Genomic DNA, 22,845 nt, shown 5'->3' on the forward strand with positions numbered 1-22,845 from the left:
CTACCTCAGCAGGGTAAGCCACATCCAGACGGTGAGGATCGAGCCCGCAGTTCCGATCAGAACTGACGAGGCCGCTACGCGTTTGGCACGCCCGTACATATTGGCAAAGACATAGGAATTCACGCCAGGCGCCATGGCGGCCGTTATGATGCCCGAGCGGAAGATATCTTGCGGCAGGTCCGATGCACTGCCGAACATCCAGACCAAGCTGGGATGAATCAGTAGCGAGATGGCACAAACGAACAGGATCGTGCGCAAGTCTCCTTCGGGCCGGTATTTCACCAAGACACCGCCCAGGGCAAAGAGTGCCGCTGGCAGTGCCGCCAGGGTGATCATGCGCAAGGCGTCGTCCAGAACGCTGGGAATCACGATCCCCGAAAGGTTCACGGCAAATCCCAGTGCGATCCCCAGGATCAGTGCATTCTTGAACATGGCAGACAAGACCGACCGCACTGTCTGCATTCCGCCGCGCCCCCGGTTTCGGACGACCTCCATCACCGTGATGCCAAGTCCGTAACAAAAGGGGGAGTGAATGGCGATGATCGCGAAGTTTCCTGTCAGGTTTTCGGGGCCATATGCGCGTTCGGTGATCGGCAGACCCAACAGGACCGAGTTCGAGAAGAGGCAGCAGAACCCGATTGCAACGCTGTCTTCCCAATCGCGACCAAAGATTATGCGCGCTCCGAAAAGTCCTGCAGCAAAGCACAGACCGGCTGCACCATAAAAGCTGCCCAACAGACGCGGATCAAAGCTTGCGCTCAGGTCAAGGTTCGAGATGGCCAGGAACAACAGACAGGGAATCGCGAAGCCTTGGGTGAATTGCATCAACCCATCGACATGAATTTCTTTGAAATATCCAAAGCGCGTGGCGGCGTACCCGGCGCCGATCACGAAGAAGACGGGGAGGATGACGTCGATCAGGCTTTGCAGCATCTTCTCAGCATTCTTGATTTTGCTGCATGTCGCTGACCCTTAGAGATCTTGCAAGATAACCATACCATCATAGGCAGGTGTGATGTGATCCGGTGTTTCCGCAGCCACCGTGTCATAATCCAAATCGATATGCATATTGGTCAGAACCGCACGTTTGGGTGACAAGCGGTCGATCCAGCCGAGGGTTTTGTCCAGATGCGCATGGGTCGGGTGCGGGGTTCGGCGCAGGGCGTCGATGATAAGACAGTCCAACCCTTCAAGATCGGCCCAGGCCGCATCATAGATTTCCGAGACATCTGGCAAATACGCCAGGTTGCCCATGCGAAAGCCCAGCGAGTCAATCGATCCGTGCTCAACGCGGAAGGGATGGAACGGGATTGGACCGCCGGGGCCGTCAATCTCGAACGGGCCATCAATTGTTTTCAGGTCAAGGATCGGCGGGTAGGGTGAGCCTTCGGGTTGCACGAACGCATATCCAAACCGGCCCAGCAGCGCGTTTTGTGTGTCACCGTCGGCCCACACCGGCACGCGGGACTTCATGTTGAACACGATCATGCGCAGATCGTCGATCCCGTTTGTGTGATCAGCGTGCGCGTGGGTGAACACTACGCCGTCCAATCGTCCGGTATCGGTATCCAGCAACTGGCTACGCATATCGGGCGAGGTGTCGATCAGCACCGATGTGGTTCCATCGGGCCCGTCGCGTTCCACCAGCATCGAGCAGCGGCGTCGGGTGTTCTTGGGGTTGCCGGGATCGCATTCACCCCAATGCCCACCCAAACGGGGCACGCCACCCGAGGAACCGCAGCCCAGGATGGTACAGCGCAATCCGGTCATGCAGCGGCCCGAAAGGATGCGGCTTTCGTGAACAACCGATCAAAATTTGCCTGAGTATGAGCGGCGAAATCGGCATAGTTCATGCCGAATACCTCGGCCCCTTTGCGCGCGGTATGGGCGGTATAGGCAGGCTCATTACGTTTGCCCCGATGTGGGGGCGGTGCCAGATACGGCGCGTCGGTTTCTACCAGAATACGGTCGATCGGTGCGGCGGCGAAGATATCCCGCAGCTCCTGGCTTTTTGGGAATGCAGCGATGCCCGACATGGACACGTAAAACCCAAGCTCCAAGGCGGCGCGGGCCAGTTCGGACGAAGATGAAAAGCAGTGCATGACGCAACCATAGGGCGCATTGCGGTACTCTTCGGTCAGAATGCGCGCCATGTCTTCATCTGCGGCACGGGCGTGGATGATCAAAGGCAGCCCGGTGCGTTGTGCGGCCTCGATATGAATGCGCAACGATTGCTTTTGCACATCGGCGCTTTCGGCGGTGTAGTGATAGTCCAGCCCGGTTTCGCCAATGCCTACGAATTTCGGATGCTCGGACATCGCGACCAATTCTTCGACGGTCGTCATGGGCTCGTCCGCCGCGCTCATCGGGTGCGTGCCGGCGGCGTAGAAGACGGGGGCATGCGCTTCGGCGATGGCGCGAATTGCGGGTTCGTTGCGCAGTTTGGTGCAGATGGTGACCATGCGGGTCACGCCTGCATCAGCGGCGTTGGCGATGATCTGATCCAACTGCCCATCAAAATCCGGGAAATCCAGATGGCAATGGCTGTCAGTGATTTCCGGTGTGATGCTCATCTGCTTTGACCAGCGGTTTCCTGAATCTTGAACACCGTATCTAGGACCAGAGCGGCAGGGTCAAGGTTCACCGCCTGACCATGTCGCGCGCGGGCTGTGATCGTGGCGGCCACTTCAGCCCAGTGGCGGGCCTGTTGCGGAGTGGCCGAAAGGCGGGTCAGGATTTCCGCCTCGTTTTGGGCGGCTTCTGGCTGAGGCGGCAGGCCGCAGGCGCCAGTGATCGCAAGCCGAGACAGAGCGATGTCGATCAGGGTCAGCAGCAGTTCGAACCGTTCAGCTGCACCGCGCTGGGCAGCGGCTTCGGCCAGGGCCAAGGCGCGCTGGCGGTCCATCCGGGGCAGGGTGCCCAAAATGGCGATCAGCTCTGCATAAATCTCAAGCCCACCCAGATTGACCAGCCGCACCGCATCGCCAACCGAACCTGCAGCCAGGGCGGCCAGGTGATCCGTATTCTGGGGCAGCTCGGCCCCGGTCTGGGCCAGTGCCGCATTCATATCGTCTGGGCCCAGCGGGGACAGGCGCAAGCTGCGACAACGCGAACGGATCGTGGGCAAAAGACGCGACGGTTGGTGCGAGATCAACAGAAGCGTGGTGCGCGCCGGAGGCTCTTCAAGCATCTTCAGCAGCGCGTTTGCCGCGCTGACATTCATCTCATCGGCTGCATCCACGATCACAACACGCCGCCCGCCATCCGCCGAGGACAAGCCGAAGAATTTGCCCAGCTTGCGGATATCATCCACCACGATTTCGTTGCGCAAACGGCCCTGATCGTTCAGCGAGCGCGTGATTGCGGCCAGTCCCGGTTCCGCGCTGGCCAGAATGCGATGGGCAACGGGATGTTCGGGATCAATCTCAAGCGTCTCAGGTGGGGGCGGTGCCCCAAACAGCCCGCCGTCATCCACGGGGGGCGTGGCCAGCAAAAACCGCGCGATCCGCCAGGCGAGCGTCGCCTTACCCACGCCGCGCGGCCCGGTCAGCAGCCAGCCATGGTGCAGCCGGTCAGAGGTATAGGCCTCAAGAAACGCCCGCTCAGCTGCGTCCTGACCAAACAGGCGCATAGTCTCGCGCGGATGGGGCGCACCGGGCGCCTGATCTGGTGCAGGAGTGTCGTCGCTCATGTTTCGTCTATCGCAGGGCTGTCCCAACGATATCTGTCACATCCTGAGCCACAGAGTCCACGTCCCGATTGCCGTCGATGACACGAAAGCGCTTGGGGAACTCTTTGGCCAGATCCAGAAACCCCGCACGCATACGGCGCTGCAGATCGGGGCCAAAGTCTTCAAATCGCTCTTCGACCCCCTGGCGCCCTTTGGCGCGCGACAGGCCGGTATCGGGGTCCATGTCGATCAAAAGTGTCATGTCAGGCTCTCGCCCGATCATCAGCGTGTGCAGTTGGTCAACGGCAGCTCGCAGATTGCCACGTGAAAGCCCCTGATACATCCGGGTGCTGTCGGCAAAGCGGTCGCATATCACGACCTTTCCTTCTGCCAGGGCGGGTTCGATGGTGCGTTCCAGATGATCGCGACGGGCGGCGGTGAACAGCAGCAATTCGGTCTCGGCCGACCAGCGATCAGGATCGCCCTGCAACACCAGGTTGCGGATTTCTTCGGCCCCGGGGGACCCACCAGGCTCGCGGGTCAGAACGACCTCATGGCCTGTATTTCGCAGGTGATCGGCCAACATACGGGCCTGGGTGGATTTACCCGAGCCGTCAATGCCTTCGAATGTCAGAAACAGTCCTTGCTGTGTCAAAGCGACCCCAGCGGGTTGTTCTTGACGACATCTTTCAAAACAATGCCGCCCACGGTCAGCATGCGTACCACAAATCCACCTTCGGCAACAGCATTGGCGGCCACCAATGGCCGGCGTATTTCTGGCAGACCTTCGGGTTTGATCACCAGTTCAGCAAGCTGCTGACCTTTCTGGATGGGTGCATTGACTGGCCCGTCATAGACGACTTCGGCCTGAATATCCTTATCTCCCAGGATTGGGAAAAGTACGGTCAGGTCTTCTTGCGGCACCAGACCCACGGTCTTTTCTGCCCCCATCCACACCTTGGCTTGTGCTATCGGTCGGTCCGCGTCGGCAACTGTCCTCTCGACAAAATTGCGAAACGACCAGTTAACCACGGCCTCAGCCTCCTCTGCGCGGCGGGCGGTTGTGTCGAGGCCTGTGAGGACAAAGATGACCCTGCGGTCGCCCTGTTTTGCGGACCCGACAAGGCCGTATCCTGCCTCTTGGGTGTGGCCGGTCTTCAGCCCATCTGCGCCGATGCCCAATCTCAGCAGGGGGTTGCGATTTCGCGAGTTTGACGGCGCGCGGCCATCAAACTCGAACTCTTCTTCTGCAAACAGCGGGTAATATTCGGGGAAATCCGAGATTAGCCGATCCGCAAGCACTGCCAGATCATGCACCGACATACGATGCCCGGCTGATGGCCATCCGTTCGAGTTGGTGAAGTTGGAGCGTGTCATGCCCATCTGCTCGGCGCGCTGGGTCATGTATCTGGCAAACCCGGCCTCGGTCCCGTCAGGGCTGAGCGCTTCGGCAATGACAACGCAGGCATCATTTCCCGACAACACAATGATCCCGCGCAACAGGTCCTCGACCGTCACCCGATCCTGGGTGTTCAGGAACATGGTCGAGCCGCCATAACTCATGGCATGTTCGGACACAGGCAATGTCTCGTCCAAGGTCAGGCGGCCATCCCGAAGGGCTTCGAACGCGACGTAAAGCGTCATGAGCTTGGACATCGACGCAGGTGGCAAAGGCTCGTCGGCGTCTTTCGACAGCAGTACCGTCCCTGTTTTCTGGTCCATCACATAAGCGGCGCGCGCCTGTGTGTCGAAGGCGTGAGACGGCAGCGCCATCAGCGCCAGCCCCACCGCCAGGGATGTCGATCGCAGTACAGAAAGCATCATAGTCCTCCTGAGTGTCAGTTTTTGGCCGTGAACGCGTCGGTAAAGCCCAGATCCTTAACGTCTGAAAGGATGGCTCTGCGCTCGGCCCGCGTTTTTGCCGGGCCAACCAAGACGCGCCAGATTGTGTTTTCGTCCGTCTTCAACTCCCGCACTTCAGCGGACATGCCGTTGCGGCGGATCTTTTCGGCGGCACTGTTGGCGTTGGACTGAACCGAGAAGGTGCCGACCTGCACATAAGGTTGCGACAAGTTCGAAACAGCAGCCGAGGTGCCAGCCGCTGCTGCCGCGGCTTCGGTCGCTGTGGGCTCGGCCGCGTCAATGGCTGCGGCAGCGCCAGCGATAGGATCCAGCGGTGTTTCGGTGATCTCCTGAGGATCTTTCTTCTGCCACCACTTGCGTTTTTTCGGAGCCTCGTCCGGCGCGGTGACAACCGGATCCGTCAAAGCGGCTGTTTCAACGGCCACGTCAGCTCCGGCTTCTGCTGCATCCGATGCCGCCGATGCACCTGCCTCGGCTGCTACGGCCGCTCCTGTTGCCGCTCCGGCAACAACTGCGCCGGTCGCGGTGTCTTCGGCAGGTTTTTTCTGCCACCACTTGCGTTTCTTCGGCTTTTCCTCGGCATCCTGCGCGGCGCTTTCAGTGTTTTCGGTATCCGAAGACTCCGTAGCTTCCGGCTGGCTTTCATCCTCTGAGTCCGAAGCGATTGCCGCCCCAGCAGCGGCCCCGGCAACAGCGGCTCCAGCCACCGCTCCACTCGCGTCGTCGGCAGATTTCTTTTGCCACCATTTCCGTTTTGCGGGAGTTTCTGCGCCGTCGTCGGCAGAGGTATCGTCAACCGCTGTGTCGGTCTCAACGCTTGCAAGTTCGGTCGTGTCCGCCTCGGGTTCCGCCGGGGGCGGTGTCGGAGTGATCGCTTCGCGCCTCAGCGCCACAACCTCGACCCGTGTTGGGGCTCCTGCCAGAAGGCCCAGCTCTTCCGCTGCCGCAGACGAGACCTGCAGGGCCGGTCCGGGCAGGTTCCGCTCGCGCCGGAAAAGAGCCCCGGTGACCGATTTGTTGTTGGTGGTGTTCACAATCCTGACGCGTTCGGGTTGCGCCACATCCGGGTGCGCGACCCAGATACCGCCCAGCGACGGACGACCGTCCCAAAGCCCGGCTTCGGTTATCTGGAATATCTCTGGTGCTTCAACGTCGCGCTGTTCGCCATTGGCAGCTTGCGGAAACAGCTCGACCGCGTCGTCATTTTCAACCGTTTCGCTTTCCGCTTCTTCTGGTGTTGCGATCGCAGGAACAAAACCTTCTTCGCATCCAGCCAGAGCCAAAGCTGCGGCCAATGCCAACAGCTGATGCGACCCAAAGCGTGTGCCAATCGCTCGCTTCATTGCATTTTCCCTTGCCTGACAAGGCCTTATGGCCGCGCCTCTCCGCGATTAAGCTGGTTCTTTTGCCAGTCTCTAGCGGTCCTCTGCCCGAATCATAACCTGCCCTTGGTCTTATGGAAAGACGCAGCTTGGACTTCGGCAAGATTTCCCGATTTATGTCTTGCCTCTGCCGCGCAGGGGCCTTAGACCCGAGCCCCAAGCGGGGAGGTGGCAGAGTGGTCGAATGCGGCGGTCTTGAAAACCGTTGAACGTGAGAGCGTTCCCAGGGTTCGAATCCCTGTCTCCCCGCCACTCATACCTGTCTCACTTCAGTTGTGTTTTCTGACCCGGAATTGTGCCGCAATTCCCGCGAGTTGGCGCGTGCGCTTTCAATCAGAGACGAAGCAAACCGTACACTCAGAGCGCACTTCCGGCCCAAGTCTCAGTGACGCATTTTGGCGGGGTCGCTTTGGACCGTGTTTCCCTGATAACCTGCAATTTACAGGGAATTTTCGCGAAACAGGTCTCGAACCCAACATTTCAGATGTCACAACTCCATTTTTTCCAATAGCTTATGTTGCAAATTCCCTAAAAGGTGGAACAGGGAATTTTCTCGTGGGAACAGGGAATTGTGCTGACGGATCAGGGAGGACGAACCCTGTATCAGGGACGCCGGTTCTGGAGGTGTCAGAAGCCGAACTGGCTCTCCTGTTCAGTCCAATCAAGTGGATGGGTCTTGCTGGCCAGACGCTTGAGTGTGAGTTCGGGCGGCTGGGTACCTTCGAGAATCGCGGTTTGAATCTTCGGTGAGAGAAACGCGAGCTGGGCGCGGGTGCGGATGAAGGCGCCGGGGAGGTTTTCCCGCTGCGCAATTTCCATCAGTTGAACTCCGGCTTTTAGATCGCGCGCCCAGCCATGGGCGCGGATCAGCATGGACCGGAGATGTGGATCGGGTTGGGGTGCCATGTCTCCGGCGATGACCTTGGCCTCAACGCCGCGGCGGCGCAGATCGAAGGATGCGGTGATATATGTGAGATCCGGGTTCAGATGGTCCGCAGCAATTCCAAGTGCGCTTGCCAGAGTTTTGGGGTTTAATTCGAGGTAAATGTGTCCTCGTACGATTCCACCGCTGGCCAGAATACCTACGCCAACCTGACCGCCTTGGTGTTGAAGCCGGGTTACTAAATTCGCAACTGAAGTCTGAAGTGCCTCGGCTGACCCGGCCTCCGGCTGCACCAGAACTCGATGCGTGATTGCGGCGTCTCGCAGATGTCTGACGATCACATCAATGACAGCGTTTTCCAGCGCAGGGCCGGGCAGTCGCCAGCCGGCGATATCCTTGCCGCCCGAGAGCAATCGATTGGAGACGTAATAGCGCAACCTTCTGCCGTTGCGCGTGGTGTGGGTTGGCGTCAACCGATCACCTGTTTCGTCCTGCAGCAGACCCGTGAGCCAGGCGCCGGGATCTTTCGAGTGTTGGTGCGCATCGGAGGAGTCGCTGCGTGCCCGGGAGCGGTTGGAGGCCTGTCGCATTTTTTTCTGCACTCGGTCCCAGATGCCCTGGTCGATGATCGCCGGATGTTGTCCGTCCCAGATCTTATCTTTGTGGCGAATTTTTCCGAGATAAACCGGGTTGCGCAGCAGGTAATAGATTTGACCGCGTGACAGCAGACAATCCCCTTTCACGCTACCATCCGCCCGAACAACCCGTTTTGACCGCAGGTCTTCTGCCGTTGCCCGTTCTTCTACTTGGCGCAGGCAACCCAGTTCGCCATAAAGCCGAAAGAGATGCCGGACCGTTCTGGCCTGCGCCTCATTCACCACCAGCGTTCTTGCCTTCGGATCCGGGTGGCGATCATAGCCCAGAGGCAGGTTGCCACCCATCCAAAGCCCCTTCTTCTTCGACGCTGCAATCTTGTCGCGAATACGTTCGGCGGTGACTTCCCGTTCAAACTGAGCAAAGGACAACAGCACATTCAGGGTCAACCGACCCATGGATGAGGAGGTGTTGAATGCTTGTGTGACGGACACAAAAGAACAGTTCGCCTGTTCCAGCCGTTCGACCAGCTTCGAGAAGTCGGCAAGCGACCGGGTCAGTCGGTCGATCTTGTAGACCACCACCATGTCAATACGCCCGGCATCGATCTCTTCAAGCAGGCGTTGCAAGGCGGGGCGTTCGAGTGTGCCGCCCGAAAGGCCACCGTCATCGTAGCGCCCGGGCAGTAGGGTCCAGCCTTCGTGTCGCTGGCTGGCGACATAGGCCGCGCAGGCCTCATATTGCGCATCCAGCGAATTGAAGTCCTGATCCAGACCATCTTCTGAGGACTTGCGCGAGTAGATGGCGCATCGGATTTTACAGCGCGGGCTCATTTGGTCGCCTTGCCGATGAGCCCAAAGAAACGCGGCCCCGACCAATGCGCGCCCGTAATCTCTCTGGCGATGGCCGAGAGCGAGCGATAGGAGCGACCGTTCCAGGTAAAACCATCCCCTGTCACATCAACCACATGGGTCACGCCGTTCCACTCGCGCAGCAGGCGCCCGCCGGGTTTAAGGGCAGGGTAGGTAGGTCGGGGTTTCTTCTCAGAACCCTTTTCCAGCGTGGCTTTGACCTGCCGGGGTAGCCCGCCATGACGGCGGGACTGCATCTCAAAGGCGATAAAACGACGCAGAAAGGGTTGGCTGAGCATGGCGGGTGCGGGTTGATCAAACAGTTGCTGCCAAAGCATGACCAGATCCGATCGACCCATGGCGGCGAGATCGGCGACATCGCTCGACTTCGTCATGACTCTTCTCCTGTTCCCGCCGTCAGATGATACGTGGATGGTCCATTTGGTTTGTCGGATGCGCGTCGTTCAATTGTGACGCCTTTCTTCCGTAACCCACTCAATGCCGCTCGGACCGAATGAGGCTGCCACCCTGTTGTTTTGCAGAGCGCTTCCAGGCTGGCGCCACCCGGTCGGCGCAACAAGGCTTGTACCTTGTCAATTTTGGTTTGCTTCCGCTTGGACATGAACTGTCTCCTCTGATCTTGGGTCAGCGAGTTGCCGAACCCCGGTACCGAGGAGCGCCCGAATAGTTCGGGCGTGGGGTCAGTGATGCGTGGTTCGCAGCAACAGTCCAGCTCTTTCTGGGGTAATCCCAAGAGGGGTGTGTTTTGCAAGGCGCTGCTGTCGTACCACCGATTATTCGTCAACAATTTTAATTGGTTACTTTTGGTTTTAGGAGTTGCAATTGCAGAAGCCCGTGCATAAATTCTAGCCAGCCCTGCAAGGGACAAGGTCCCACGGGGAGGTGAATACATCTCCCAGGCAGCATTCGGCGCCGCATTTTTGAAGCGGATAAGACCGAGAGCATTCGAAGGGGCAACGAACCGGATCGATTGGTCCGGAGAGTTGCTGGTCGTGCTCTCTCCGAATTCCCAACACGATCCTTTCTTATCGACGCTAAAGAGCGTCAAGTGAAAGGAGGCGGCTATGCCTGCCAAGAAAACACAGAGCGACGTCCAGGCGTCCAACACACCGATCTGGATGGCGGATAAAGTCGTCCAATCCCGGATCAGCCAGATTAAACCCTACGCCAACAACAACCGCGTGCACGCGGCCAAGAATATCGACAAGCTGAAGGCGTCGGTAGCCCAGTTTGGCTTTGTCACCCCGATCTTGTTGGATGGTTCGGGCACAATCATCGCGGGCCATGGCCGCTATGAGGCCGCCAAGGCCCTGGGGTTGATGTCCGTTCCGACTGTGGTCGCGGGTCACCTGTCAGATGCAGAAGTTCGTGCTTTGCGCATCGCGGATAACAAGCTGGCGGAACTGTCGGACTGGAACGAAGCGGCGCTGCAGATCGAATTTGCCGAGCTGACGGACCTCAGCCTTGATGGTGAACTGGACTTTGATCTGGATATCACCGGGTTCGAGGCACCGGAGATTGACATCATCATCGTTAGTGCGGGCGAGGCCACGGAGACGGAAGCGGAAACGGTAGAGGCCCCGGACCCTGCGGCACCCGTAATCACGCAGCCGGGCGATCTTTGGGTTCTTGGAGATCATCGCATCTTCTGCGGGGATGCCCTGCAAGCGCAGAGCTACGACACCTTGCTGGAAGGTGAGACACCGCAGATGGTCTTCACCGATCCTCCTTATAACGTGCCGGTCAATGGGCACGTCCGCTGTGGCGGCAGTTCCGATCATCGCGAATTTGCCATGGCGTCAGGAGAAATGTCGGATAGCGAGTTCCGCGGCTTTCTTTCAGGCGTGATCAATCGTTTGTTTGACTGCCTGCCGGACGGGGGCATCGTGATGATCTGCATGGACTGGCGCCACATTGAAGAGCTGATTGCGTCCGGCAAGGCAGGTGGATTGGACCTCATCAATCTCTGTGTCTGGAACAAGACCAATGGGGGGATGGGCAGCCTTTACCGGTCCAAGCACGAGCTGGTTTGCATCTTCAAGAAGCCAGGTGCTGCGCATATCAACAATGTTGAGTTGGGCAAGCACGGGCGCAACCGGACCAATGTCTGGGATTACGCTGGCGTGAACAGCTTTGGGGTAGGGCGCGAGGCGGATCTTGTCGATCATCCCACCGTAAAGCCAACGGCACTGGTGGCAGATGCCATCATGGATGTGAGCCATCGCGGCGATGTCGTGCTGGACGCCTTTGGCGGGTCCGGCGCGACGTTGCTGGCAGCTGAGAAAACCGGGCGTCAGGCGCGGCTGATTGAGCTCGACCCGGCTTATGTCGATGTCGCCATCCGCCGTTGGCAGGAGATGGCCGGCGAAAGCGCTGTGCATGCGGTCACAGGCCAGATGTTCGATGCACTTTCTGCAGCAACCGATACTACCTCAGAGCAGGAGGCGGATCATGTCTGAAGATACGAAGGACTATGAGGTGGGCTACGGCAAACCGCCCAAAGCAACCCAGTTCAAGAAAGGCCGCTCCGGCAATCCGAAAGGGCGCCCGAAAGGTGCTAAAGGGGTGAATGCCAGCCTGAAACGGGAACTGGAAGCCAAGATCACCGTCCGCGAAGGCACCCACGAAGCCCGGATTTCCAAGGCGGAGGCAATAGCCAAGCGATTCACGGCTGGCGCGTTGAACGGCGACACGAAATTAATGATGGCCTTGCTCAAGGTCGACGCCGATCTGTTCGGCGGGACAGGTGATGGGAGTGAACAGGCCAGCGCTGATTTGGAAGGGCCGGCCAAGGTCGACTATCACATCCTCCGGGATTTCTTTTCCAGCGACCCGGATGGTTACGGTGGTCCTGAGAACGAGGAGGCGGAAGATGACGGCTCCTGATCCAAAAATGGTCCAGCAAGCCGCGCGCGAGGTTTGCCGGGACAATTTCTTTCCCTTCGTGTGGCGTGTGTTTGACGCGCTGCACCAAGGGACTGGCCACAGCTTTGATCCGGCTTGGCATGTGCGTGCCATGTGCCACGAATTGGACAACGTTCGCCAAGGCGAAAACAAGCGGTTGATCATCAACATCCCGCCACGTTGCCTGAAATCGGTCACCGTGGCCGTTGCATATGTCGCTTATCTTCTTGGGCATAACCCCAGCGCCAAGATCATTGTTGCCAGCTACGGGCTGGATCTGGCGCGCAAGCATTCCGAAGATTGTCGTCGGATCATGTCTGCGCGCTGGTACCGGGAAATGTTCCCTGAAACTGTCTTGGCCAAAAAGGGCAACACTTCAGAAGAAATCCGCACCACAAAGGGAGGCAGCCGCAAGGCTGTCTCCATCGGCAGTTCTGTGACTGGACATGGTGCCGATTACATCATCATCGATGATCTGCTGAAGGCGGGTGATGCGGGTTCCGAAGCTGAACTGGTCAAGGCACAGGAGTTTATTGAGGGAACCTTGCTGTCGCGCTTTGACAACCCGGCCGAGGGGCGCGTTGTCATGGTTGCACAGCGGTTGCACGAGATGGATCCGCCGGGCTACCTGCTGGAACGCGGAACCTATCGGCACCTAAATCTGCCTGCCATCGCCGAAGACCATGAGACGGTGCCTCTTGGGCGTGGAAGGGTCATGCACCGCAACCCGGGTGATCTCCTTTGTCCGTCGCGCCTGGATCAGAACACGCTGGATACCAAGCGTCGTGAAATGGGTGCTGCCGTGTTCAATTGCCAGTATCAGCAAAACCCGATTGCGCCAGACGGGTCGCCCTTGCGCTGGGAGTGGTTTGGCACCTACGAGACCATCGAAAATCGTCGCTGGTTCCAACTGGTGGTTCAAAGCTGGGATACGGGCATGTCAGCGGATCCCCGGTCCGACTTCTCGGCCTGTACAACCTGGGGGTTCCGCGAAAATGCGTGGTACCTTCTCGACGTCTGGCGCGGGCAGGTGGACTACCCAGACCTGAAAGCTAAGGCGCTACAGCTTGTCGGCCGTTGGGATCCCGATCGTGTTTTGATCGAAGATGCTGCCTCCGGTAAACCGCTTCTGGACGAGCTGTTTCGTGATGACCGTCGGCGCTACGATCGCATTAAACCCGACAAGGACAAGGAAACCCGGTTCCAGTCCGCTTGCGGTCCTGTCGAAGAGGGCAAGGTGTATCTGCCTGCAGACGCACCCTGGCTGCCGGTATTCAAACGAGAGCTTCAGTCCTTTCCACGCGGGCGCAACGACGATCAGGTCGACAGCTTTGCCCATTTTCTAAACTGGTCCAAGGGACTGGGATTCTACCGGGCATTGGGTCGCGACCACCGGATCAACATCGAACGTCGGGAGCGCAATCGAGAAAGGGTCAGGCGACGGTAGAGTCTCTTAGTAAAGCTTGAAGACGCAACTAGCCGTGCTTCAAAGTTGGTCACTTCTATCTATTCCGAGACCGGCCCCAATGACTGCTCGCATCCGCAAACCAGCCTTTTGACTAAAGCTGTCGGATGACTGCATTGAGCCCAAATCGACCGATGCTGCGCTTTGCACGAAGGTCTGCTAAGCAGCGATAGTTGAAAAAATCGCAGCTCAAACTGAGTTGGTGTGCAAGGTCGTATTGCAGGCACCAATCTCAGCTGAAACTTATCACAGCTCCACTACGACTTTTCCGACCTTAGACCCATTCGTCAGGTGCGCATAGGCTGCGCCGACGTCAGACCATCCAAACTTCTGTTCGTCGACAATCGGTTTGAGCGCTCCATCCTCCGCCAGTTCCGCCAGTGTCCTCAGGATGTCTCCATGTGTTTGCCGCCCGACACCGTGCATCATCGGGATCAGCATGAAAACGACATGCAGAGAGAGACCTTTGAAATGCACAGGCGTCAAGTCGATCTCGACCATCGCGACCGTTGAGGCGACATGGCCATTGAGCCTGGCAGCTTCGAACGAGTTCGTCATGTTCGGACCGCCAACGCTATCAAACACCAGATCGAAGCCAACACCTTCGGTGTGATCTGCCACGTAGTCCTGGACCCTTTGCGTTGTGAAATCTATCGCGTGCGCGCCCAGCTCTTCGATCAGGGCCAACTGATCCTCGCCGCGACCTGTTGCGGACACTTTGGCACCAAGGTGGCGGGCGATTTGGACGGCAATATGACCAACGCCACCGGCGCCGCCTTGTACCAGCACAGTTTGCCCCTCGCCAACACCAGCGCGGGTCAGTCCTTCGTAGGCGGTTATGCCGACGAGAGGCAGCGCTGCTGCTTCCTTCATGCTCAGCGTCCTGGGTTTGTGGGCAATCAGGCGGGCATCGGCATTAATGTACTCTGCTAGAGCGCCCGGGATATCCATCAACCCACCCGCGCAGCCATATACATCATCACCTATGGCGAAGCCTGTCACGCCTTCGCCAATTGCAACCACCGTGCCAGCGAAGTCGATGCCAAGCACGGCGGGCAATTGTGGGGACAGAGGTAGGTCAGGGCCCATGTTTCGGATCATCGTGTCGACGGTGTTGACGCTGGTCGCGGCCACTTTGACAACCACATGTCCAAGAGTCGCTACCGGATTAGGTATTTCGGCAAGCTCGAATAGCGCATCGGGTCCGTAAGAGTTGAGAACCATTGCCTTCATTGAGGTTTTCCTTTTGTGAAATGGTGCCAGGCCCACGTGGAAACCGCGCACGCCAGACGAGTTTTTTCTTTGGCGGTGGTCAGTTGATGTCCTGCACCTGCATCACCAGATCGCCCCATTTGCGCTGGTTTTCGATGTCGTGTTCCAAGCCTTGCTCATCTGCAATGGTGAACCGTTTGACCGCCGGGGTTTTGCTGGTGGCCTGATACAGCCAGTAGGCTTCGGCCTTCAGCGCCTCATCAATGGGTTTGTCGATTGATTCATAGACCATCTGCTTACAGGCGTTGATCGACTCTGCCGGGAATTTCGCTATCCGTTCAGCCAGTGCGTTGACATACGGACCAATCTCATCAGGCTCCAAAGCCTTGTTGATGGTGCCCAGGCGTTCTGCATCATCCGCATCGTAGTCTTGCGCACTCAGAATGATTTCAAGCGCTTTGCCAAGACCCGTCTGGCGCGCCATGCGCGAAGCGCCGCCGCCGCAGGGCAGGATGCCCATTCCAACTTCCATCTGCATAAACTTGTACTTGCCCCGTGCCGCAAAGCGCATATCCAGCGCCAACGCCAATTCGTGACCGCCGCCGCGTGCAAACCCTTCCAGCTTTGCGATGGTGGCCTGTGGTACTTTGCTGATCCGCTCGCAGACCGACTGCAGGTCTAAAAGCTGGGCGTCCTCGCGGGAGACGACCTCAGTCGACATGTCCTTGAGCAGGCCAGTGTCGTAGTGGCAGACCCAGATTTCTGGATTGGCGGATTGAAATATCACGACCTTGGTGTCGCGGTCCCGCTCTAGCCGCATGGCCAGACTGTTGAGATCGGCCAGCATTTCCTGGCCCTGCACGTTCACGGAGCCAAAGCTGAAGGTGACCGTGGCGATACCGTTTTCGACGGCTACCTCAAAGGTTTGAAAGTTCTCATACTTCATCAGGCAGTCCTTTCTTGGGCCTCAACGTGGCATGCGTGAGGGATAGGGGAGTGTTAAAGGTGGAAATGCGCGGTGCTTTCGCGCCGGAATGGTCAGCCCGTCCGGCTGATCAAGTCTTTGATTTTGTTCATGACGTCGGCAGTGTGGTTCTTGTCGCGCGCTGCGGCATGCGGATCAGCGAAAGCCCCGCTGTCATTGTCAAAATAGGCGCCTGACGCGTCAGCGAACCGTGCACCCAAGGCTGCGTCAATCAAGATATCAGCACCGATGTTCATATCGTTCCCGGCGAGGCCAAAGCCTTCTTTCACCATCTTTGAGGCCAGAAGTGATCCGGGATTTACCGCGACCATCACAGGCGCATTGGAGAGCGATTTGGCCCATTCGCGGGTCCAGATAGTGATCGCCAACTTGCTTTGGGCGTAGGCTTCCATATCCGCCAGTGGCACATTGCCCTGCATGGCATTGATGTTCACCGGAGCCTGAGCTGCCGATGACAGGTTCACGACACGCCCGCCGGCGGGAATGATCGGCAGCAGCAATTCGGTCAGCAGAAACGGTGCAAGCGTGTTCACCACAAAGCGGATGTCCTGACCATTTTCAAGCACGGTTTGGGGGGCTTTCAGCACACCTGCATTGTTAATCAACACATCCAGATTGTGATGATTGGCCCGAACATTTTCGGCCAGTTTTCGAACCGCGGACAGGTCGCTCAGATCAGCGGCATAGGTTTCGACATCGTCTCCGACGGCGGCAGCCGCGCGCTCCAATTTGGAGGCACTGCGTCCATGCAGGAGAACTTTGTGCCCATCGGCAGCAAGCTTCTTTGCCGTCAGCAGGCCAATGCCGTCGGTTGAACCTGTAACGAGAATAGTTTTGTTCATCGGTCTTATCCTTCAAGAAAAGTCAGGCAGCACAGAATGCGCCAAATGTTCGAGGGTTGTATCGATGGGTGCTTGATTGAACCTGAGATTCAGGGCCACGTGATTGACGCCGAGCGTCTCAATCTCACGCAGATAGCTGCGTAGGAAATCAGCTCCGGACTGAAACCCAAGATGGATTGGGCGGGGTGGTGCAGCGGGGTCGGCAACGAGATCGACATAGAGCGATTGCATAACAGGCTTATCCGCTTGACCCGCCGCCTTCACACGTCTGCGGTAATCTGCGATGACTTGACCTTGAGCCGCAGCGGTACGCGGATAGGTCATCCAACCATCTCCGTTCTGCGCCACCCAATCGGGTGATTGTTGGCTACCACCGGTAATGAGCATCGGCAGGCGCGTACCATGCGGCTTTGGCAACAGGTCAATCCCGCCACGCAGGTTGCCCTGTGCATTTTCATGCTTGGGATAGGCCGAACCGACCGCGCGAATGTAGTCAACACTGTCGCGGAAACGACCGCCCCGGTCATCATAGCTCTGGTTCGTCGCCGGGTACTCCTGAGGCCGATCACCGGAGGCAACGCCCAAGAGCAACCGCCCGCCCGAGAGCACATCTGCCGTCGCTGCTGCCTTGGCCACATGGGCGGGATGACGCAACGGCAGGATCACACTCGCCGTTCCAAGCGCAATCCGCTCCGTCGCCGTTGCCAGTGCACCCAGATAGACAAATGGATCGAATACCTGCCCGGGGTCACCAAAGCTTGGTACATTGAAGGGCACGTCGCGCAGCCAAAGTGCTGCAAACCCAAGCTCCTCGGCTTTCTGAGCCGCTTCCAGGTGCCCCCGTAGCGTCGGCTCTGCGCCGACTGCATAGGCTTCGAGAGGCAACACAAGGCCAACGCTCAGTCGTCCGGGACGGAACACCTGGTTGTAGGCCAAGTTGATTTGCTCAAACCCAGCCGGCTGCGTTTTATTCAACACGTCTGCCCCTCCTTAATAGCGCACCAAAGTGCGGCTTTCGATGCTTTTGCGAATGGTAGTGATGTTTGGATCCTCGACCATATCGAGGGCGCTGTGAGCAATCGACGCCAGGCCTTGATTGTCATAGATGTTGAAGATCGCGACCTCATCCGGTGTCATCTTGGATTGATAGATCCACTCATGTTTAGGGTTTCCCACCAACCCCATGATTTGTCCCACGCGGTCAGGATAGATCAGGTCCAACAGAATCCAATCAGACGGATCAACCGATGATGGGCGAACGAATCCAAGTGGCGCAGAATTGATGGGATGATCCAAAGGGCGCCATACATTGACAAAAGCGTAGTGATCTTGCGCCCATTCCGCTGCGGCCTCGGCACCCAGCAGATCGACAAGCCGCTGTTCGGCCCCGTCTTTGCTGTAGTCGCTGTGGACATTGCGCGCTGGTTTACGCAATGCTTCAGGGTCATCCACCCGAACGGTATGATCAAAAACCACCACCTCTCGCGCACCCAGCCTGTTCTGCAGCATCGCCTTGAGTTCTGTATCGTAAATCGGTTCCCAGCTGTCGCCTGCAAAGTCTGAGACTTGCGTTTCCAGTGCCGTGATTTCAACGGCATCACACGCAAATGAAATAGGCGCAGTAGTTGTGCGGTTGTCTGTTAGCACAACGGATGTCGCGGCCAGTTCAGGGGAAATCAGTTTCCCTGCTACCCCGCCAGCATCAAGTTCAAAGGCTTGCCGGTAGGATTTGTGAACATGGTAGTTGACTATGGCTTTCCGTGTCATTTGCGCCTCCCGCCTAAGCTCTGCAGTATCTATGAAAGGGATTTAATGCTGATCAAATTCCAGATAAACTGCCAAATAATGGATTGTTAATTCGGATAATAAATATAATGGGCTTGGACACAGACGCGCTTCGATTATTTATCAAGGCTGCAGAAATGCTGAACATCAGCGCGGCGGGGCGTGAACTTGGTATGGCCCCAGCAGTCTCCAGCGCAAGGCTTGCCAAGCTGGAGCAGAACCTGGGCTTCGAGCTTTTGCACCGCACAACGCGCAAAGTGTCGCTGTCGGTAGAAGGAGACGATTTTCTGCCCTTCGCCCGTGAGATGATTGCGCAAGAAGAGGCAGCACTTGCTGCATTGGGCAAGCAAACGACAACGATCAAGGGTACATTGCGGTTTGCTGCACCAAGCAGTTTTGCGCAGCATTACATCGCGCCAATCCTGCCTAAGTTCCTTGAACAGCATCCGGACCTCACACTTGATCTGCGCCTGTCAGATGTGCAGTTCGACCTGATCGAAGGTAGCTATGATCTGGCGCTCAGGAACGCGCCACTTGTCGACACCAGCCTGAAGGGCCGCAAACTGGCTGATGACCAGCGTATTCTTTGTGCTGCACCACACTACCTCGATACGCACGGCGTTCCCGATACACCAGCCGATTTGAAAAACCACCGTCTGATCGCATTCCAAAACCTCCAGCCGCGTTCACTGATAGGACCGGCAGGCGAAAACGCTGCTTTCGATCCTACGTCAGCCAAAGGCCAATTGATTATCGATGACGGTCAAAGCCAGGTTCGCGCCACATTGGCCGGGGCCGGTATTTCCTTGAATGCTAGATGGAGCGTGCATGAACAACTGAAGTCAGGCCGTTTGGTACGCGTTCTTCCAAACTTCGAGGCCAGCGAAGACAATGTCTTGTGGCTGATCTATCCCAAGTCCAACGTTCTGTCCCCAAAAGTGCGGGTGTTCATGGACTTTCTGGTAACAGAGATTGGCGCAAAGCCTCCTTGGGAAACATGAGCTCAAATTATGTTTAGCGTGCAATCAGACATCCTGACGCCAATGTCGGAGACAGGCATTGAGCGGACATGCCTTGTCCAATTGTAAAAGTCTGGTTTGTCCGCGAGACAGCCCTTCGCAATCATTCCACTGAATGCCCACTACTCAACCAGAGATCGCTTCACATAACGCCCATTCAGTGATGTTCTCGGTTCGTTACGATGTCGACAATCATCCAATGACTGCAAAAGTTGCGATCAAACACGAATGCGAACCTTCGCGACCATGCGGAACTAGCCGCAATTGGTTGGGTGCAATGTAGGGATTTTTTCCTTTGGAAGCGCGGGCTGCCAGACAAGGTCGGTCGAGAGACACCAATCTGCCTCGATTCAGCTTCGAAAGCTTATTGGAAAGTTTGATGTATATTTTTGGATGTCTCGATAAGCGCTTGTTGGATGGTTGCTCTTTGCCGTGCAAATCGCGTCGTTGGCACTGGAATTGATATCGCGTGCAGGTCTCCGACCCAGTCGACGAAAGAAAACCCGATTGCCGATACGCCGGCAGAATGCTCGTCCAAATCATAGGCAAGGCCCTGTTCGCGGACTGTATCAAGTTCGGAAAGAAACTCATCCAAGTTTCTTTGGATACCATTCCGTTCCCATTCGTTCTTAATGAGCTTTGTTGCGTCTCCTTCATCGAGCTGAGCGAGACAAGCTTTCCCGTTTGCAGTGGTGGTCAGTGGAAAAACCTCGCCTACTTGCGAGACCGTAGTCAAACGGTAAACGCCCGGAACTTGATCCAGAAAAACCATACCAATCCCACGCATCACAGCGAGGTCTGTGGTTTCCCCGGTTTTTTGGGTTAATTCCGTCAAAAGCAGCCGGCAGTGTTCGACGATGCTGTACTGCGCCGCGCCAGCGAGAGCGTTTAGTTCGGGGCCGAGCCTTAAGCCGCCCCCATTTGCATCTGCTATGACAAGTTTTTCTTCAGCAAGTGCGCTAGTGATTCTCTGTACCGTAGAGCGAGGCAGGTCAACACGCTCGGCGATCTTCCCCAAGCTCATTCCGGATTGGTTTTCTTTTAGAACACGCAAAATCGAGGCCGCTCTGGAAATGACCTGAATGCCACCTTTATCTGCTTTTTCAGACATTTATCTACCCCATTCTGTCTTGGCATCGTAGCTGCGGATGCCTGGCATTTTTACAGTGTTGTACCACAATGCGGTGCAAGTCAACCGTATAGTGAGTTTTCTGTTGACCATAATGCGGTGCGTGTGCATCATCATGCGGGACAGGTGGGGAGGCCACCCAGACAATTGAAAAGCGAACACCGCCGCGTTGCCGGCGAACAGAGGAGATATGCCCTATGGTCGAAATCCGCGGCATTGAGTTTCAGGCAAACACCGACAATGACATGGGGCTTGAGTTTTACAATCTGAGCCACAGATACGGGTTTCAGTGCCCCAACTGGCCGTATTTCAAGGACGTCCAGATCGACCGAAAGCACTATATGGCTAAGTCCGGCGTGTTGTCTCAGACGATTACCACGACGATGCACGTAACCACTCATATTGATGCACCGGCGCATGTCGTTCAGGGAACGCCGTTCATCGATGAGGTACCGTTACCCCATTTCTTTGGCTCGGGTTTGGTGGTTTCTGTACCTAAAAAGAAATGGGAGCAAATTACCGGCGATGATCTGGAAAAGGCCTGTGGTCACGCAATCCGCAAAGGCGATGTGCTGATCATCAACACCGGCTGGCACAAGCAGTATGAAGATGGCGACTACTTTGCTTATTGCCCGGGTCTCGTTCCTTCCGCCGCTGAGTGGATGATCGAGAAAGGTGTGAAAGTCGTCGGCCACGATACCCAGGCGAACGATCACCCGCTGGCAACCGCCATTGGCCCGCAGCGCAACGGTCCGATCATGCCGCATCTTGAGGAGGAATACCTTGAGTGGTCAGGTGGAACGCCCTGGGACGTTGACTTCCCAGAATGGGAGCCTGTGCACAACATGCTGTTCTCCAAGGGTATTCTCGGTATCGAAAATGTTGGCGGCGATCTCGATGCAGTAACCGGCAAGCGCTGTACCTTCGCGTTCTTCCCTTGGAATTGGGACCGTGGCGACGGCTGCATTATCCGATTGGTTGCGATGATCGACAAGAACCAGTCTTACCGCATCGAAGCTGGCGAAGATTTCTGAACACTCACGGACCGGTCGCCGGTTCGCCGGTGGCCGCCAATAACCTTGAGCGGAGACGGACATGCATCTGAAGCGCTTTCAAGACGCCCAACCCTACGAAGCACCGAACCATTTTGGGTGTCATGGTCTTCGCTTGCAAGGCTTTGAGGAAGGCGGGCCGACAAATCAGTGGATTGGCTTCAGCCAGTTCCTACCGGGCGGTGGTGCTGGGCCGGACTCCACACCTTTTGAGAAAGTCTACGTCGTACTGGAGGGCGAGATGACCGTCATCGTTGACGGCACCGAAATCCTTCTTGGGCCGATGGATAGCTGCACGATCGCACCGGGCGAAGTGCGTAAAATTGAAAACCGCGCCAACCACACCTGCAAAATGCTGGTGGTCATTCCGTATCCATCAGAAAACTAAGGACGAAAAGAATGTCTGATCCACTCAAGATGTTTGACGTAAAAGACAACGTCGCACTGATCACCGGAGCATCCGGCGCGTTTGGCATGGTCGCTGCGCGCGTACTGGCTGGCGCTGGGTGCAATCTGGTTCTGGCTGCGGGCAATCAAGAAGCGCTCGACGAGATTGCCAAAGAGTGCAAGGCGCTTGGTGCAACCGTCGTTGCGGTGAATACGCGCCCGTCCAACGAGGCATCCTGCGGTGCGCTGGTAGAAGAAGCAGTAAATAATTTTGGTAAGCTCGATATTCTCGTTGTCGCGTCCGGCATGAACAAAGTCGCGCCGATCAACGAAATGGCGCCAGAGACCTTCAATGCAGTGATGGACGCCAATGTGAACCAGAGTTGGCTTTTGGCGCGCGCGGCGGCGGCACACATGAAGCAAAGCGAATATGGCAAGATAATTTTCGTCAGTTCTGCGCGCAGCATCCTTGGACACCCTGCCGGTTACACGGCGTATTGCGCATCAAAGGCTGCCGTGAACGGGATAACCAAAGCCTTGGGATGTGAGCTGGGTCCAACAGGGATTACCGTCAACGCGATCGCGCCGACGGTATTCCGCTCGCCTTTGACGGCTTGGATGTTCGAAGAATCCGACGAAGCTAAAGCAGTGCGCGATGGCTTCCTAACCCGTGTTCCCAAAGGACGACTGGGTGAGCCTGAAGACCTTGCCGGTCCGCTCCTGTTTCTCGCGTCGCGGGCATCTGATTTTTACACCGGGCATATCCTTCATGCCGACGGTGGTTACACGGCGGGTTAAGTG

Annotated in this window: 23 protein-coding genes and 1 tRNA gene; 8 read left to right on the top strand and 16 right to left on the bottom strand. The window is 57.1% G+C overall.

Features of this window, described 5'->3' with window-relative positions; translation table 11 throughout:
• From GOV38_RS11575 to GOV38_RS11605, 7 genes are read right to left on the bottom strand one after another with little or no spacing between them, the layout of a single operon-like run.
• Positions 1-933, bottom strand: a complete 933-nt coding sequence (locus GOV38_RS11575) for an AEC family transporter (protein WP_171209732.1) — start codon at positions 931-933, stop codon at positions 1-3.
• 39 nt (positions 934-972) lie between these two features.
• Positions 973-1,770 carry an MBL fold metallo-hydrolase gene (locus GOV38_RS11580; protein ID WP_171128204.1) on the bottom strand — a complete coding sequence of 266 codons (798 nt, stop codon included), beginning with the start codon at positions 1,768-1,770 and terminating at the stop codon, positions 973-975.
• Entirely contained in the window at positions 1,767-2,573 is an 807-nt protein-coding gene (locus GOV38_RS11585) for a TatD family hydrolase (protein WP_171209731.1), read from the bottom strand. The genes GOV38_RS11580 and GOV38_RS11585 overlap by 4 nt, the downstream gene beginning before the upstream one ends.
• Positions 2,570-3,691 carry a DNA polymerase III subunit delta' gene (locus GOV38_RS11590; RefSeq protein WP_171209730.1) on the bottom strand — a complete coding sequence of 374 codons (1,122 nt, stop codon included), beginning with the start codon at positions 3,689-3,691 and terminating at the stop codon, positions 2,570-2,572. The genes GOV38_RS11585 and GOV38_RS11590 overlap by 4 nt, the downstream gene beginning before the upstream one ends.
• Positions 3,692-3,698: 7 nt before the next feature.
• Positions 3,699-4,325, bottom strand: coding sequence for a dTMP kinase (tmk, locus tag GOV38_RS11595; protein WP_171209729.1), 627 nt, complete (start codon positions 4,323-4,325; stop codon positions 3,699-3,701).
• Complete coding sequence (locus GOV38_RS11600; RefSeq protein ID WP_171097019.1) at positions 4,322-5,491, bottom strand: D-alanyl-D-alanine carboxypeptidase family protein; 1,170 nt, start codon at positions 5,489-5,491, stop codon at positions 4,322-4,324. Before GOV38_RS11600 ends, tmk begins: the two co-directional genes overlap by 4 nt.
• Positions 5,492-5,508: 17 nt before the next feature.
• The gene (locus tag GOV38_RS11605) at positions 5,509-6,876 is read right to left on the bottom strand and encodes an SPOR domain-containing protein (RefSeq protein ID WP_171209728.1); all 1,368 of its coding nucleotides are present in this window, start codon (positions 6,874-6,876) and stop codon (positions 5,509-5,511) included.
• A 201-nt stretch (positions 6,877-7,077) separates the two neighbouring features.
• On the opposite strand from GOV38_RS11605, the gene GOV38_RS11610 reads away from it, so the two are divergent.
• A tRNA-Ser gene (locus GOV38_RS11610) sits at positions 7,078-7,167 on the top strand.
• 375 nt (positions 7,168-7,542) lie between these two features.
• On the opposite strand, the gene GOV38_RS11615 is transcribed toward GOV38_RS11610, so the two are convergent.
• Genes GOV38_RS11615 through GOV38_RS22575 form a run of 3 tightly spaced genes read right to left on the bottom strand, consistent with a single transcriptional unit; the run spans position 7,543 to position 10,156 of the window.
• Positions 7,543-9,225, bottom strand: coding sequence for a recombinase family protein (locus GOV38_RS11615; protein ID WP_171209727.1), 1,683 nt, complete (start codon positions 9,223-9,225; stop codon positions 7,543-7,545).
• Positions 9,222-9,638, bottom strand: coding sequence for a DUF2924 domain-containing protein (locus tag GOV38_RS11620; protein ID WP_171209726.1), 417 nt, complete (start codon positions 9,636-9,638; stop codon positions 9,222-9,224). Before GOV38_RS11620 ends, GOV38_RS11615 begins: the two co-directional genes overlap by 4 nt.
• Positions 9,635-10,156 (bottom strand): DUF3489 domain-containing protein, encoded by a 522-nt coding sequence (locus GOV38_RS22575; protein ID WP_371810524.1) that lies wholly within the window; start codon positions 10,154-10,156, stop codon positions 9,635-9,637. The genes GOV38_RS11620 and GOV38_RS22575 overlap by 4 nt, the downstream gene beginning before the upstream one ends.
• 172 nt (positions 10,157-10,328) lie before the next feature.
• Between GOV38_RS22575 and GOV38_RS11630 the strand changes: the two genes are divergently transcribed.
• Genes GOV38_RS11630 through terL form a run of 3 tightly spaced genes read left to right on the top strand, consistent with a single transcriptional unit; the run spans position 10,329 to position 13,615 of the window.
• Positions 10,329-11,723 (top strand): DNA methyltransferase, encoded by a 1,395-nt coding sequence (locus tag GOV38_RS11630; RefSeq protein WP_254430616.1) that lies wholly within the window; start codon positions 10,329-10,331, stop codon positions 11,721-11,723.
• A complete protein-coding gene (locus GOV38_RS11635) occupies positions 11,716-12,150 on the top strand; it encodes a DUF5681 domain-containing protein (RefSeq protein WP_171209724.1) in 435 nt (144 codons plus the stop codon). The genes GOV38_RS11630 and GOV38_RS11635 overlap by 8 nt, the downstream gene beginning before the upstream one ends.
• Complete coding sequence (gene terL, locus GOV38_RS11640) at positions 12,137-13,615, top strand: phage terminase large subunit (RefSeq protein ID WP_171209723.1); 1,479 nt, start codon at positions 12,137-12,139, stop codon at positions 13,613-13,615. The genes GOV38_RS11635 and terL overlap by 14 nt, the downstream gene beginning before the upstream one ends.
• Before the next feature lie 264 nt (positions 13,616-13,879).
• Here terL and GOV38_RS11645 read toward each other — a convergent pair whose 3' ends face one another.
• The 5 genes from GOV38_RS11645 to GOV38_RS11665 form a co-directional block, all read right to left on the bottom strand.
• Complete coding sequence (locus tag GOV38_RS11645) at positions 13,880-14,866, bottom strand: zinc-dependent alcohol dehydrogenase family protein (RefSeq protein WP_171209722.1); 987 nt, start codon at positions 14,864-14,866, stop codon at positions 13,880-13,882.
• 79 nt (positions 14,867-14,945) lie between these two features.
• Positions 14,946-15,791, bottom strand: a complete 846-nt coding sequence (locus tag GOV38_RS11650) for an enoyl-CoA hydratase/isomerase family protein (protein WP_171209721.1) — start codon at positions 15,789-15,791, stop codon at positions 14,946-14,948.
• A gap of 92 nt (positions 15,792-15,883) precedes the next feature.
• Complete coding sequence (locus GOV38_RS11655) at positions 15,884-16,672, bottom strand: SDR family NAD(P)-dependent oxidoreductase (RefSeq protein WP_171209720.1); 789 nt, start codon at positions 16,670-16,672, stop codon at positions 15,884-15,886.
• Between the two features lie 12 nt (positions 16,673-16,684).
• On the bottom strand, positions 16,685-17,650 hold the full coding sequence (locus tag GOV38_RS11660; RefSeq protein WP_171209719.1) for an LLM class oxidoreductase: 966 nt from the start codon (positions 17,648-17,650) through the stop codon (positions 16,685-16,687).
• Between the two features lie 12 nt (positions 17,651-17,662).
• A complete protein-coding gene (locus GOV38_RS11665; RefSeq protein WP_171209718.1) occupies positions 17,663-18,439 on the bottom strand; it encodes a CmcJ/NvfI family oxidoreductase in 777 nt (258 codons plus the stop codon).
• A 113-nt stretch (positions 18,440-18,552) separates the two neighbouring features.
• On the opposite strand from GOV38_RS11665, the gene GOV38_RS11670 reads away from it, so the two are divergent.
• Positions 18,553-19,458, top strand: coding sequence for a LysR family transcriptional regulator (locus tag GOV38_RS11670; RefSeq protein WP_171209852.1), 906 nt, complete (start codon positions 18,553-18,555; stop codon positions 19,456-19,458).
• A gap of 382 nt (positions 19,459-19,840) precedes the next feature.
• Here GOV38_RS11670 and GOV38_RS11675 read toward each other — a convergent pair whose 3' ends face one another.
• Positions 19,841-20,587, bottom strand: coding sequence for an IclR family transcriptional regulator (locus GOV38_RS11675; RefSeq protein ID WP_171209717.1), 747 nt, complete (start codon positions 20,585-20,587; stop codon positions 19,841-19,843).
• Positions 20,588-20,802: 215 nt separating this feature from the next.
• Between GOV38_RS11675 and GOV38_RS11680 the strand changes: the two genes are divergently transcribed.
• From GOV38_RS11680 to GOV38_RS11690, 3 genes are all read left to right on the top strand, one after another.
• Positions 20,803-21,639: a cyclase family protein gene (locus tag GOV38_RS11680; RefSeq protein ID WP_171128226.1), complete on the top strand. Its 837-nt coding sequence runs from the start codon at positions 20,803-20,805 to the stop codon at positions 21,637-21,639.
• Between the two features lie 61 nt (positions 21,640-21,700).
• Positions 21,701-22,045, top strand: coding sequence for a cupin domain-containing protein (locus tag GOV38_RS11685; RefSeq protein WP_171209716.1), 345 nt, complete (start codon positions 21,701-21,703; stop codon positions 22,043-22,045).
• Between the two features lie 11 nt (positions 22,046-22,056).
• Positions 22,057-22,842 (top strand): SDR family NAD(P)-dependent oxidoreductase, encoded by a 786-nt coding sequence (locus GOV38_RS11690; RefSeq protein ID WP_171209715.1) that lies wholly within the window; start codon positions 22,057-22,059, stop codon positions 22,840-22,842.
• Positions 22,843-22,845: the final 3 nt, after the last annotated feature.

This window comes from Ruegeria sp. HKCCA5839, assembly GCF_013035585.1.
In the GTDB taxonomy this organism is placed as follows: Bacteria; Pseudomonadota; Alphaproteobacteria; order Rhodobacterales; family Rhodobacteraceae; genus Ruegeria.